The sequence below is a fragment of the Lentzea sp. CA-135723 genome, from assembly GCF_050936595.1.
Classification (GTDB): Bacteria; Actinomycetota; Actinomycetes; order Mycobacteriales; family Pseudonocardiaceae; genus Lentzea.
This window is the reverse complement of record NZ_JBNJMK010000001.1, coordinates 3,707,417-3,720,078: the sequence shown is the minus strand read 5'-3', so window position 1 is coordinate 3,720,078 and position 12,662 is coordinate 3,707,417. Positions and strand designations below refer to the sequence as shown.

At 70.5% G+C, this 12,662-nt stretch carries 14 protein-coding genes; 7 read left to right on the top strand and 7 right to left on the bottom strand.

Features of this window, described 5'->3' with window-relative positions:
* The first annotated feature begins 40 nt into the window (after window positions 1-40).
* The 3 genes from ACQEU1_RS16240 (at window position 41) to ACQEU1_RS16230 (ending at window position 3,440) form a co-directional block, all read left to right on the top strand.
* Window positions 41-1,069, top strand: a complete 1,029-nt coding sequence (locus tag ACQEU1_RS16240) for a 6-phosphofructokinase (protein ID WP_433211525.1) — start codon at window positions 41-43, stop codon at window positions 1,067-1,069.
* Window positions 1,070-1,277: 208 nt separating this feature from the next.
* The gene (locus ACQEU1_RS16235; RefSeq protein WP_433201713.1) at window positions 1,278-1,640 is read left to right on the top strand and encodes a putative quinol monooxygenase; all 363 of its coding nucleotides are present in this window, start codon (window positions 1,278-1,280) and stop codon (window positions 1,638-1,640) included.
* A 3-nt stretch (window positions 1,641-1,643) separates the two neighbouring features.
* Window positions 1,644-3,440 carry an FAD-dependent monooxygenase gene (locus tag ACQEU1_RS16230; RefSeq protein WP_433201710.1) on the top strand — a complete coding sequence of 599 codons (1,797 nt, stop codon included), beginning with the start codon at window positions 1,644-1,646 and terminating at the stop codon, window positions 3,438-3,440.
* A 31-nt stretch (window positions 3,441-3,471) separates the two neighbouring features.
* On the opposite strand, the gene ACQEU1_RS16225 is transcribed toward ACQEU1_RS16230, so the two are convergent.
* The 4 genes from ACQEU1_RS16225 to ACQEU1_RS16210 form a co-directional block, all read right to left on the bottom strand.
* Window positions 3,472-3,831 (bottom strand): nuclear transport factor 2 family protein, encoded by a 360-nt coding sequence (locus tag ACQEU1_RS16225; protein WP_433201707.1) that lies wholly within the window; start codon window positions 3,829-3,831, stop codon window positions 3,472-3,474.
* The gene (locus ACQEU1_RS16220) at window positions 3,828-4,286 is read right to left on the bottom strand and encodes a cupin domain-containing protein (RefSeq protein ID WP_382439749.1); all 459 of its coding nucleotides are present in this window, start codon (window positions 4,284-4,286) and stop codon (window positions 3,828-3,830) included. Before ACQEU1_RS16220 ends, ACQEU1_RS16225 begins: the two co-directional genes overlap by 4 nt.
* Entirely contained in the window at window positions 4,246-5,751 is a 1,506-nt protein-coding gene (locus ACQEU1_RS16215; RefSeq protein WP_433201703.1) for a flavin-containing monooxygenase, read from the bottom strand. Before ACQEU1_RS16215 ends, ACQEU1_RS16220 begins: the two co-directional genes overlap by 41 nt.
* Window positions 5,752-5,828: 77 nt before the next feature.
* The gene (locus ACQEU1_RS16210; protein WP_433201700.1) at window positions 5,829-6,611 is read right to left on the bottom strand and encodes an IclR family transcriptional regulator; all 783 of its coding nucleotides are present in this window, start codon (window positions 6,609-6,611) and stop codon (window positions 5,829-5,831) included.
* A 39-nt stretch (window positions 6,612-6,650) separates the two neighbouring features.
* On the opposite strand from ACQEU1_RS16210, the gene ACQEU1_RS16205 reads away from it, so the two are divergent.
* From ACQEU1_RS16205 to ACQEU1_RS16190, 4 genes are read left to right on the top strand one after another with little or no spacing between them, the layout of a single operon-like run.
* Window positions 6,651-7,421, top strand: coding sequence for an SDR family oxidoreductase (locus tag ACQEU1_RS16205; RefSeq protein ID WP_433201697.1), 771 nt, complete (start codon window positions 6,651-6,653; stop codon window positions 7,419-7,421).
* Between the two features lie 38 nt (window positions 7,422-7,459).
* Window positions 7,460-7,966, top strand: a complete 507-nt coding sequence (locus ACQEU1_RS16200) for a cupin domain-containing protein (RefSeq protein ID WP_433201694.1) — start codon at window positions 7,460-7,462, stop codon at window positions 7,964-7,966.
* Window positions 7,963-8,847, top strand: a complete 885-nt coding sequence (locus ACQEU1_RS16195; RefSeq protein WP_433201691.1) for an alpha/beta fold hydrolase — start codon at window positions 7,963-7,965, stop codon at window positions 8,845-8,847. The genes ACQEU1_RS16200 and ACQEU1_RS16195 overlap by 4 nt, the downstream gene beginning before the upstream one ends.
* The gene (locus ACQEU1_RS16190) at window positions 8,847-9,776 is read left to right on the top strand and encodes a 2,3-dihydroxyphenylpropionate 1,2-dioxygenase (protein ID WP_433201688.1); all 930 of its coding nucleotides are present in this window, start codon (window positions 8,847-8,849) and stop codon (window positions 9,774-9,776) included. Before ACQEU1_RS16195 ends, ACQEU1_RS16190 begins: the two co-directional genes overlap by 1 nt.
* A 125-nt stretch (window positions 9,777-9,901) precedes the next feature.
* Here ACQEU1_RS16190 and dmpG read toward each other — a convergent pair whose 3' ends face one another.
* From dmpG to ACQEU1_RS16175, 3 genes are read right to left on the bottom strand one after another with little or no spacing between them, the layout of a single operon-like run.
* A complete protein-coding gene (gene dmpG, locus ACQEU1_RS16185; protein ID WP_433201685.1) occupies window positions 9,902-10,900 on the bottom strand; it encodes a 4-hydroxy-2-oxovalerate aldolase in 999 nt (332 codons plus the stop codon).
* Window positions 10,897-11,823, bottom strand: a complete 927-nt coding sequence (locus tag ACQEU1_RS16180) for an acetaldehyde dehydrogenase (acetylating) (RefSeq protein ID WP_433201682.1) — start codon at window positions 11,821-11,823, stop codon at window positions 10,897-10,899. Before ACQEU1_RS16180 ends, dmpG begins: the two co-directional genes overlap by 4 nt.
* Complete coding sequence (locus ACQEU1_RS16175; protein WP_433201679.1) at window positions 11,820-12,596, bottom strand: 2-keto-4-pentenoate hydratase; 777 nt, start codon at window positions 12,594-12,596, stop codon at window positions 11,820-11,822. Before ACQEU1_RS16175 ends, ACQEU1_RS16180 begins: the two co-directional genes overlap by 4 nt.
* Window positions 12,597-12,662: the final 66 nt, after the last annotated feature.

Sequence of the window (12,662 nt, the reverse complement as noted above, 5' to 3'; positions counted from 1 at the left end):
AAAGTCTGCGTGACACAGAACACGAGAGATGGGGAAGCAGATGCGCATCGGTGTGCTCACTGGCGGTGGTGACTGCCCCGGTCTGAACGCCGTGATCCGGGCCGTGGTCCGCAAGGGCATCAAGGCACACGGCTGGGAGATCGTCGGGTTCCGCAACGGGTGGCAGGGCCCGATCGAGAACCTCACCAAGGAGATCGGCCTCGCGGACGTCGAGGAGATCCTCACCCGCGGTGGCACCATCCTGGGCTCGTCGCGCACCAACCCGTACAAGGTCGAGGGCGGTGTCGACCGCATCCGCGAGACCATCGCGGCGAACAACATCGACGCCATCGTCGCGATCGGCGGCGAGGACACCCTCGGTGTCGCGAAGCGCCTGACCGACGACGGCATCGGCGTCGTGGGCGTGCCGAAGACGATCGACAACGACCTCGGCGCCACGGACTACACGTTCGGCTTCGACACGGCCGTGCACATCGCGACCGAGGCCATCGACCGCCTCCGCACCACGGCCGAGTCGCACCACCGCGCGCTCGTCGTCGAGGTCATGGGCCGGCACGCGGGCTGGATCGCGCTGCACTCGGGTCTCGCGGGTGGCGCGAACGTCATCCTCGTCCCGGAGCGCCCGTTCAGCGTCGACAAGGTCGTCGAGTGGGTCGAGCGCCGCTTCGAGCGCGAGTTCGCCCCGATCATCGTCGTCGCCGAGGGCGCGATCCCCGAGGGCGGCGCCGAGGTGCTGCACTCCGGTGAGCGCGACGCCTTCGGTCACGTCCGCCTCGGTGGCGTCGGCCAGTGGCTCGCGGAGGAGATCGCGGACCGCACCGGCAAGGAGTCCCGCGCGGCCGTCCTCGGCCACATCCAGCGCGGCGGCACGCCGACCGCCTACGACCGCGTCCTCGCGACCCGCTTCGGCCTGCACGCCGTCGACGCCGTCGCCGCCGGTGACTTCGGCACCATGGTCGCGCTGCGCGGCACCGACATCGTCCGCGTGAAGCTGTCGGAGGCGACGGCCGAGCTCAAGACCGTGCCGACCGAGCGCTACGAAGAGGCCGAGGTCTTTTTCGGCGCGTGATCCTCGGGCCTGATCTCTGGGCCTGATATATCGGATATTGCTGTGAATGCCGGGTGTCGACGCACAGTCGACGCCCGGCATTCCGCTTGTATACCGCCGGTGTCCCAACAGGTCCGCGAGTCCCGCTCGCTGGGACTCGCGTTGTGATCGCGTGCTCGCTCGCTGCGATGGTGAATTCACCATCCGTTGAGCAGTCAAGGGAGACCTCATGAGCGACGCGCGAGTGGCACCGGTCCTGCCGGAGCCGGACGCCGACGAGACAGGCCCGTACACGCACCTCGGGTTCGCGACGGCCAGGCCCGGTCACGAGGACGAGGTCGAGGCGTTGATCCTCGGCCTGGTCGCACCGTTGCGCGCGGAGGAGGGCTCGATCGAGTTCCACGTCCACCGCGACCGCGTCGACCGGCGGCGGTTCGTGATCTACGAGGCGTTCCGATCGAAGCAGGACCTCGAGAAGCACCTCGCCGAGCCGTACGTGCAGGAGTTCGTGCGGGCGATTCAGCCGCTCGTCGAGGGACCGCTCGTGCAGCAGTTCCTGCGCATGGTGAGCGACCTGCCGGCGGGGAGGTAGACCGTGGGCCTGCTGATCTTCGCCGTCGTCACCGTGCTGTTCCTGCTCACCCGCAGGATGTGGGGCAGGCTCACCGGCAACCCGTTGCCCCAGGTGACCGCCCGGCCGGGCCGTGGGTTCCTGGTCAACCTGGGCAAGGCGCGCACCCGTCCGGAACCCTCGGTCACCCCACCGAAACACGCCGGTCCGAGGCTGCCGCGCTACGACTGCGACGTCCTCGTCGTCGGCGCGGGGCCGAGCGGGCTGATGACCGCCGCGCTGCTGGTCCGCCAGGGCGTGAAGGTGTGCGTGGTCGACGCCAACGCCGGTCCGGCCACCGAGTCGAGGGCGTTCGCCGTCCAGGCCCGCACGATCGAGCTGTTCCGCAGCATCGGGCTCGCGGACGAACTCCTCGAACGCGGCGTCGTCACCACCGGCATCCGCTTCCACATCAGGGGCAGGCACGTCGGCGGGCTGAACTTCGACCGCGCGAAGGCCGCGACCACGCCGTACCAGTTCATCCTGATGGCGCCGCAGTCCGAAGTGGAGGAGGTGCTGCTGCAGGACCTCGCCCGGCACGGCATCACGGTCCGCCGCGGCACGAGGCTGACGCACCTGCACCAGACCGAGGACGCCGTCACCGCGAAGGTCGGCGAACGAACCGTCACGGCCCAGTACGTCGTCGGGGCCGACGGCGCGCACAGCACCGTCCGGCAGCAGCTGGGCATCAGCTTCGACGGCGACAAGTACGGCCAGCGCTACCTGCTCGCCGACTGCAAGGTCGACTGGCCGCTCGACCACGCGCACTTCCGGGTGTTCGTGAACCGCGAGCGCATCGGCCTCTTCCTGCCGCTCAACGGCGCCGAGACGTCCAGGGTCATGGTCACCGACTTCGGCGACCCGAAGGCCGAGTTCGACCTGCGGAACCTGCAACAGGAACTCCGCAAGGCGATGAACCTCGACGTCACCCTCAGCGCGCCGATCTGGACGAGCCGCTACCAGGTCCACCTCAAGGGCGTCGACGACTACCGCAGGGGCAGGGGTTTCCTGGTCGGCGACGCCGCCCACATCCACTCCCCGGCGGGCGGCCAGGGCATGAACACCGGCCTGCACGACGCCGCCAACCTCGCCTGGAAGCTCGCCACCGCGATCAACGACGACGTCGACCTGCTCGACACCTACTCCGCGGAACGGCACCCGGCGGGCGTGCGGCTGCTGAAGTTCACCGACCGCCTATACCGCGTCGCGGCCGGCCTGCGCGGCACCAGGGCGTGGCTGCGCGACACCGCGGGCCCGTTCCTGATCGGACGGATGTCGGCGGCGCCGCTCCCGCACCGCAGGTCGTTCCAGCGGCTCAGCCAGATCAGCCTCGGCTACCGGCCGAGCGCCCTCAACGTCAACGAGCTGCTCTACTCGCTCAAGGGACCGCTGGCGGGACAGCGCGTGCCGGACGCGCGGATCAACGACCGCGAGCAGGTGTTCGACCTGCTCCAGGACTACCAGCTGCACGTCGTCGCGTTGTCCCGCAAGCACCTCACGACGGACGAGATCAACGACCACACCAAGGCACTCGCCGAGCTCGACGTCATGCACCACCTGGTCGCCCGCGTCGAGCTGAGGACGGACGACCGCGTGCACCGGGCCGACTCGCCGCAGGTGTTCGAGCACTTCGGACTCACCGAGCCGGACTCCCAGGCCCTGTACGTGATCCGCCCGGACGGCCACGTCGCCTGGCGCTGCGACGAGCTGGACTTCGAGGCCTGCCGGCGGTTCCTCGGCACGCTGCGACGACCAGCCGTCCAGCAGGTCCAGGCCGCGTAAGAGAAAAGGGCCCGGGAGTCCCGGGCCCCTTTCACGCCAGCGCCGGCGCTATGTCCATGTGCACGCGGTAGTCCACGATCTCGTCCCCGGACATCCAGATCACCGTCACGCACGGCAACGCGAGCGGTTTCCCGTCCGGCGCCTCGGTCTCGATGGTGAACCGGCAGAACAACTGGTCGCCGACCTCGGCCACCTGGTCGACCACGTGCCGCACCCACGGCAACGCCCCCGCGGCACCGGCCGTGGCCGCCACCACCGCGTCCCGCCCGATCAACGGCTCGTTGTTGCCGAACACGTAACGAGCGTCCGCGGCGAACCAGGCTCCAAATGCCTCGGCGTCACCGGCATCGACGGCGGCGCACATCCGCCGCACCATGTCGGCGCGCGTCATGGCTTCTTCTGCAGCGAAAGACCGTGCTGCACCATGATCTCCGCGACCAGCTTCATGTCGCGCGGACCGGGAGGCAGCTCGGACAACGCCTGGTAGTAGTTCTCCAGGCCGGGAGGCGACACGACGGCCACCACCCGCGTCTCCTCGTCGAACGGGTTGTGGAACATGTGCGGCACTCCGCGCGGCATCAGCAGCGAGTCCCCGGCCCCCAGCACGTGCTCCTCGCCGTCGAGCTCGACCACGACCCGCCCCTGCACGCACGTGAACAGCTCGTCCTCGCGCGAGTGGATGTGCGTGGGCGGCCCGCCCAGGTTCGGCGGCACCACGTACTCGAACAACGAGTAGGCGCCCTTGGTGTCCGCGCCGGTCAGCCGCGTGTAGATGCCCAGGCCGATCGCGCCGACGTTCGTGCCCTCACCGCTGCGGTAGACGTGATGCTTCACGGGGGTTTCCATGGTCTCCAACCTCATTTCGACTGAGCCGGGCGAGCAGTGCGGGCGTGACCTTGCGGTACGCCGAGGGCGCGACGGGGTTGAGCCAGTGCGACGCGCGGGCCGCCCTGCCGATCTGCAACCCGAGGTCGGCGAGCACCTCGTCGGCGTTCTTGAGCGAGAACGGGATGATCTTCGTGCCGCGGCAGTGGTGCCGGTTCGTCGCGGTGTCCATGAACGCCAGCTGCGCGTCCACGTCCGCCCGGCGTGCTTCGGCGTTCGGGAGCGAGAGCGCTCCCACCAGGTCGGCCGCGATCCACAAGGCGGCCATCTCGGCGTTGAGCGGGCTGAAGAACGACGAGTTGTAGCCGTTGAAGTAGAGGCCGGGCACGCCGATCGGCTGGATCTGCCGGTACAGCACGAAGTTCCCGCGCTCGTCGAACAGGCGTTCCTGGACGGCCTCGGGCAGGAACGGCACTCCCTGCGTGAACCCGGTCGCGCACACGACGAGGTCCGCGGGCAGCACCGTGCCGTCCGAGAGTTCCGCACCTCCGGCCTTCAGCCGCGCGATCGTGCGGTCGCGGTGCACCCGGATCGCGCCGGAGTCGACGCCCTCGAAGAACCCTTCGGTGGCGAGGCCGATCGCGCCCTTGACGATGTCCTCCATCTGCCCGGACGGCACCAGGTCGTGCTTCGCGAGCCCGAACTGCCTGACCGACACCGACCCGAGCGAGTTGAGCATCGACCGGCGCATCCCGTTCGCCGGGCCGTGCAGGAACTTCTCGAACCCGCGCACCCACCGGTAGCGGAACAGCCCCTCGCCCATGCGCGTCAGCAGCAGCATCTTGAAGTTCACGACGCCCGCGATCTTGCGCGGCACCTTCCACAGCAGCTGCCGGGCGATGATGTCGGTGCTCGCGGCGACCCCGCTGATCGGCACCGTGACGTCGCACGCCGACTTGCCGTACCCGACGACGAGCGCGTGCTTGTCGCGCGCCTCCTCGACGTCGAGGAACTCGGTGCCCGCGAGCACCCGTCCGCCGGCGGCCTCGAACTCGTCACGGCCGGGGAAGTCCGGCACCAGCGGTTCGCAGAACACGCCGTTCGCCACCACCACGCGGTCGTAGCGGTACGTCGAACCCGTGTGCGTGGTCAGTTCCCAGCCGCCGCCGGCGGGCACCACGGACGTCACGGTCGTTTCCAGGCGCAGGCAGGCGTCGACGCCGAAGTGCCACGTGTAGGCCTCCAGGTACGCCTGCACCTGCTCGCCGGTCGGCCACTCCGGCAGGTCCTTCGGCATCGGGAAGTCCGAAAAGGAGTACTGGGCCTTCGGGCTCTGCGTGGTGAGCCCGGGATAGCGCCGGGTGCGGCTCCACACGCCGCCGACGTCCGGTGTCCGGTCGAAGACCTCGACCTCGTGGCCTGCCTGCAACAACACCTTCGCGGTGGTCAGGCCGGCGACTCCGGCGCCGATGATCGCGACTCGCATCCTGGGCCTCCTCGGTGAGGACGTGACGGACCACACTGTGGAGCTCGCCGCTGTGCCCGACCAACCAGGAGTCCCGGCTAGTGGGACTCCCAGCGCCGCGTCGAGTAGGCGCGGGTGGCCGCCGCTGCCGCCATCCGCACGGCGGGGCCGATCCGTTCCGGGCGCACCGCCGCGCTCGGCCCGGTCACCGACAACGCTGCCGCAACGCCGCCACCAGCGCTGAAGATGGGCGCGGCGATGCAGCTGATGCCGACGATGCCCTCCTCGCGGTCGTAGGCCCAGCCCCGGTCCGGGATCGCGGCGAGCTCACGGCGCAGCGTGGTCGGGCTGGTGATCGTGCGCGGGGTGCGGCGTTCCAGGCCCGCGGCGATCACCGCGTCCACAGTGGACGGATCGGCGTAGGCGAGCATCGCGCGGCCGAGGCCCGAGCAGTGCGCCGGGATCACGCCACCGACCTGGTCGAGCATCGGCATCGGCCGGTGCCCGGTGATCTTGTCCACGACCAGCACGCGGGTGCCGTCGAGAACCCCGAGCTGCACGGTCACGCGCGCGGCGGCGTACAGGTCCTGCAGGAACGGCAGCACGGCTTCGCGCAGCTCATGCCGCACGGGCACCAGGCTGGAGAGCTTGAACAGACCGGTGCTGATCCGGTAGCGGTCGCCCGGCTTGTCGAGCCAGCCGAGCTCGATCATCCGCCCGGCCGTCCGGTGCACCGTCGAGCGCGGAAGCCCGGACCTGCGCACCAGTTCGGCGAGGCCGAGCTCGCGGTGCGCGACGTCGAACGCGTCGAGGATCGCCGCCGCGCGTTCGAGTGAACCGCTCGGCTCGCCTGACTGCGAGTCCCGGTGACTGGGACTCATCCTTGGTCAACCATTCGCACACGGCGACTGTAGGAGCTCATGGACGCAAACACCACGCGGGTCGCACTCGTCGGGGGCGGCGCCGGCGGAATCGGGGCGGCGACGGCCGCGGCGCTGCGCGAGAGCGGGCACCGCGTCGTGCTGGCCGGGCGCACCGAGGCCACGTTGAAGGAGACCGCCTCCGCCCTCGACGCCGGCTACCTCGTCTGCGACCTCGCCGACCCGGCAGAGGCCACCGCGGTCGTCGGGGACGTCATCGACCGGTACGGCTCGCTCGACGTGCTGGTCGTGAACGCGGGCGGGCCGTCGCCCGGCGCGCTGCTCGACGTGCCGGACGCGCAGTGGCACCGCGACCTCGACCTCTTGTTGCTCGGGCCCCTCGCGTTGCTGCGGGAGGCTCTGCCGCTGATGGCGCGGCGGGGGTTCGGCCGCGTCGTCACGATCACCTCGACGGCCGTGCGGCAGCCGCAACCCGGCCTGGCGTCGTCGACGGTGCTGCGCGCTGCCGTGACGTCGGCGATGAAGCTGGCGTCACGGCGGTTCGCGGCGGACGGCGTCACGGTCAACTGCGTCGCACCGGGCGCGACGCTGACCCCGCGCCGGATGGAGGTGCTGATGCGCAGGGCGGAGTCGCTGGGTGTGGACTTCGGCACCGCCGCGGCTCAGGACATGGCGGACATCCCCGCTCTGCGCGCGGCGGATCCGGGCGAGATCGCCGCCGCTGTCGCGTTTCTGGCTTCACCGCAGGCTTCCTACGTCAACGGCACCGTGCTGACCGTCGACGGCGGCCGCACCGAGTTCTCCGTCTGAAAGGGATCGAGTTGGCCACCTCAGGACCCGACTTCGCCATGACCGACTTCCTCGGGGCGCTCACCCACGCCGTGCGGCCGGACGGCGCGCGGCCGTTGGTCGTGCACGACGACGAGCTGGAGACGATCCCGCCGGGCGCGGTGCCGAACCCGACGACGCTGCGCATCGCGGGCAAGCTGCCGACGTCGACGTTCGAGCTGTTCCGGCAGGTCATCCCGCCGGGCGAGAGCTCCGACATGCAGCGGCACTACCACGAGACCGTGCACTTCGTGATCTCCGGCGACGGCCACAGCGAGATCCAGCTCGCCGAACCCGACGTCTACGACACCGTGTCCTGGACCACCGGTTCGTTCGTCTACACGCCGCCGTGGACCTGGCACCGCCACTACAACGACTCCGCGGAGCACCCCGTCGAGTTCCTCACGATCGAGAACTCGCGGCTGCTCGCGCTGTTCGGGCTCGCCCGCAGGCAGAGCGCCGGCCTCGCGACGTTCGACGAGGCCCGCGCCCGTTTCGACACACCACCTTCTGGGGAGGACCAGTGATTCCCGAGCACGTCAGCATCTGGGGCGAACTGTCGCATGTGGACCACGTGGTGCGGCACGTCGACGTTCCGGTGCGCGGCCACACCGTGCGCACCAGGGTCCTGCAAGCGGGCTCCGGGCCCGAGCTGGTGCTGCTGCACGGCACCGGCGGCCACCTGGAGGCGTACGCGCGTGACATCGCGGGACTGGCCGAGGACTTCCACGTCACCGCCTACGACATGATCGGGCACGGCTGGTCGTCGTTGCCCGATCTGCCGTACACGATCGACGTGCTGTCCGAACACCTCGTGGGCCTGCTGGACGCGTTGGGTGTCGAGCGCGCGCACCTGTCAGGCGAGTCGCTGGGCGGCTGGGTAGTCGCGTGGGTCGCCGCGCACTTCCCGTCCCGTGTCGACCGGCTGGTGCTGAACACGCCGGGCAACATCGCGAACAAGCCCGAGGTCATGCAACGCATGCGGGACAGCACGATGGCGGCGGTCACCGACCCGAGCGAGGAGACCGTGCGGCGGCGGGTGGAGTTCCTGTTCCACCACAAGGAGATGGTCACCGACGAGCTGGTGAACCTGCGCCGCCAGGTGTACTCGCGGCCGGGGTTCGTGCAGGCCATCACCAACACGCTGGTGTTGCAGGACCCGGTGGTGCGCAAGGACTTCGCGTGGGACCCCGCGTGGGTCGGCAAGGTGGCCGCGCCGACGTTGCTGCTGTGGACCAGCCACGACCCGACGGGCGGCCTCGACGAGGCGGACATGCTGCTGGGGTGGCTGCCGGACGCGCGGCTGCACGTCATCGACGACGCCGGGCACTGGCCGCAGTGGGAGAAGGTCTCCGAGTTCCTCGACACGCACCGCACGTGGTTGCTGCACGGAAAGGACCCGTCCTGATGGCCGAGATCATCGGATTCGCGGGCATGTCGCACAGCCCGTTCGCGACGCTGCTGCCGCCGGACGGCGCCGGTCCCGGTTCGGTGTTCCTGCGGGACGCGGACCGGGTGCGGCTGGCGGTGGAGGAGCTCGCGCCGGACGCGATCGTCGTCGTCGGGCCGGACCACTTCCACGCCAACTTCTACGACGTGATGCCGCCGTTCGTGCTGGGCGTCGAGGAGGCGGTGGGGTTCGGCGACTTCGGCAGCAGCTCCGGCCCGCTGCCGGTGGAGCGGACGCTCGCCTGGTCGGCGCACAGCGGGCTGGCCGACGCCGGGTTCGACGTGTCGCTGTCGTACTCGCTGACGGTCGACCACGGGATCGTGCAGAGCTACGAGATGATCACCGGCGGCACGACGCTGCCGCTGGTGCCGCTGGTGGTCAACACGGCCGCGCCTCCGCTGCCGTCGCTCGACCGGTGCGTGGAGATGGGGCGCGCGCTGGGGGCGGCGCTGCGGTCGTCGGCGTTCCCCGGACGCGTGCTGGTCGTCGCCTCGGGCGGGCTGTCGCACTGGTTGCCGTCCAACGACCCGCGCGACCCCTCGGTGGTGGGGGAGCGGCGCGAGTCGCTGATCCGGGGCCGGGCCTACGCGAAGGAGTTCGCGGCGGCGCGGGAGCCTCGGGTGCGCGCGATGGGGGGCAACCCGGAGGCGCGCGTGAACGCGGCGTGGGACGGGTGGTTCCTCGACCGGCTGGCGGCGGGGGCGGCAGGGGAGGTCGCGGCGCTCGGGCACGAGGCCCTGGAGGACCACGCCGGCAGCGGCGGGCACGAGATCCGGTGCTGGCTGATCGGGCAGGTCGCCGTCGGCCTGCCGCTGGTGTGGACGAGCTACGAGCCCGTGCCGGAGTGGATCACCGGCATGGGCATCGGAACCACCTTCGAGGTGTGACCAACCGGTTGGTCGCCAGCCGCTCGGGCAACCAACCGGTTGGACGCTCCCTTTGAGCCAACCAACCGGTTGGGCACATCGGCCAGGCCAACCAACCGGTTGGACGCACCTGCCGGGGCAACCAACTATTTGGTCAGGTCCAGGGCGATGTCGGTGAGCATGTCCTCCTGGCCGCCCACCAGGCGCCGGCGTCCCGCTTCCAGCAGGAGGGTGCGGACGTCGGCGCCCGTGCGTTGGGCGGCCGTGTCGGCGTGGCGCAGGAACGAGCCGTAGACGCCCGCGTAGCCGAGGGTGAGGCTTTCGCGGTCTACGCGCACGGGCTTGTCCATGATCGGCCGGACGAGGTCGTCGGCGGCGTCCTGGAGTCGGAACAGGTCGGCGTTGTGCTGCCAGTGCTGGAGGTCGGCGACGGCGACGAACGGTTCGATGGGGCAGTTGCCCGCTCCCGCGCCGAGTCCGGCCAGGGACGCGTCGACGCGGGTGGCGCCCTCCTCGACGGCCGTGATGGAGTTCGCGACCGCGAGTGAGAGGTTCTCGTGGGCGTGAATGCCTATCTCGGTCGTGTCGTCGAGCACGTTCTTGTAGGCGCGGATGCGGTCGCGGACGTCGTTGGGCAGCAGGCGGCCGCCGGAGTCCGTCACGTAGACGCAGTGCGCGCCGTACGACTCCATGAGCTTCGCCTGCCTTGCGAGCTCTTTCGGTTCGGCGAGGTGACTCATCATCAGGAACCCGGACACGTCCATGCCGAGTTCGCGCGCGCCGGCGATGTGCTGGGCCGAGATGTCGGCCTCGGTGCAATGCGTGGCGATACGAACCGACTGCACGCCAAGGCCGTGTGCGCGCTTCAGGTCGTGCAGCGTGCCGATGCCCGGCAGCAGCAGCGTCGTGAGTTTGGCCTGGGTCAACGCTCCCGCGGCGGCCTCGATCCACTCCCAGTCGGTGTGGCTGCCGGGTCCGTAGACGAGCGAGCCGCCGCTGAGGCCGTCGCCGTGCGACACCTCGACGGCGTCGACCCCGGCCTCGTCCAGGGCCTTGGCGATCTCGGCGACCTTCTCGGGGTCGATGCGGTGCCGCAGGGCGTGCATGCCGTCCCTGAGCGTCACGTCCTGGAGGTAGAGCTTCATGCCCGCACCGCCGCTTTCCTCGCCGCCGCCATCGTTTCGGCGACCTGGAGCGCCGCGCTGGTCATGATGTCCAGGTTGCCCGCGTACGAGGGCAGGTAGTCGGCCGCGCCCCCGACCTCCAGCAGCACGGTGACCTGGTGCGTCACGGGGTCTTCCGTGAGCGTGCGGGGCTGGTCGGCCGGGTCGATCTGCACCGGTTGCTTGAGGCGGTAGCCGGGGACGTACGCGGCGACCTGCGTGATCATGTGCTCGACGGACTCGCGGATCCGGTGCCGCGTCTGCGGGTCCGGTGCGTTGACGAGCGCGAACACCGTGTCCCGCATGGTGATCGGCGGGTCGGCGGGGTTGAGCACGATGACGGCCTTGCCCCGCTTCGCGCCGCCGACGTCCGCGATGGCCTGCGCGGTCGTCTCGGTGAACTCGTCGATGTTGGCGCGCGTGCCGGGGCCGGCGCTGCGCGACGAGATCGAGGCGACGATCTCCGCGTACGGCACGGATGTGACCGTGTTGATCGCGGCGACGATCGGGATCGTGGCCTGGCCGCCGCAGGTGACCATGTTGACGTTGGGCGCGTCGAGGTGCTCGTCCAGGTTGACCGTCGGCACCACCATCGGCCCGATCGCGGCCGGGGTGAGGTCGATGACCTTCTTCCCGTGCCGCGCGAGGATCTCCGCGTGCCGGGCGTGGGCGCCTGCGGACGTCGCGTCGAACACGATCTCGACGTCCTCGAAACCGGGCATCGCGACGAGGCCGTCGATGCCGTCCGACGTGGTGGCGACGCCGAGCCCGCGGGCCTTGGCGAGGCCGTCCGAGCCGGGGTCGATGCCGGCGAGCGCCGCCACCTCCAGCGCGCTGGACCGCTTGAGCACCTTGATGACGAGGTCGGTGCCGATGTTGCCCGACCCGATGATCGCGACCTTCACCCGTTCCTCCCGAAGCTCGCGCGGACGGTGCCGAGGCCGGTGATGGTCGCCTCGACCTCGTCGCCCGCGACGACCGGCACCACGGGACCGAGCGCGCCGCTCAGCACGACCTCGCCCGCCTTCAGCGGGTCGCCGAGCGCCGCGGACGTCGTGGCGAGCCAGGCGAGGGCGGTCAGCGGGTCGCCCATGCAGTCGGCGCCGGTGCCGGTCGAGCGCTCCTCGCCGTTCAGCTTCAGCGTCATCCGGACGTCCTCGGTGGTCACGTCCCGGAGGTCCTTCTGCTCGCTGCCGAGCACGAACAGGCCGGCCGAGGCGTTGTCGGCGACCGTGTCGGCGAAGGTGATGTTCCAGCCCTCGACGCGGCTGTCCACAATCTCCAGCGAGGCCAGCACGGCCCCGACCGCCCGCGCGACCGTCTCCTCGTCGAACGGGCCCTCGTCGAGGTCCTCGCTCAGCACGAACGCCACCTCGGCCTCGACCCGCGGCTGCAACAACCGGCCGGTCGGCAGCACGTCGCCGTCCTTGAAGGCCATGTCGTCGAGCAACACCCCGAAGTCCGGCTGGCCGACCCCGAGCTGCCTGCGCACGGCGGGCGACGTGAGACCGATCTTGCGCCCGACCTGGACGGCGCCGTCCGCGACGCGCGCGGCGATGTTGAGCTGCTGCACCTCGTAGGCCTCGGCGTCGCCGACGAGATCCCGGACGGGCGCACACGTGACCTTGTCGCGCGAGGCCGTGGCCAGGCGCCGCGCTGCGGTTCGGACTTCGTTCATGCCGCACATCGTGGAGTCGCCCGCCGTCCCGTGGACACCAGAAAGTTCCGCTGAACGGAACTCGGT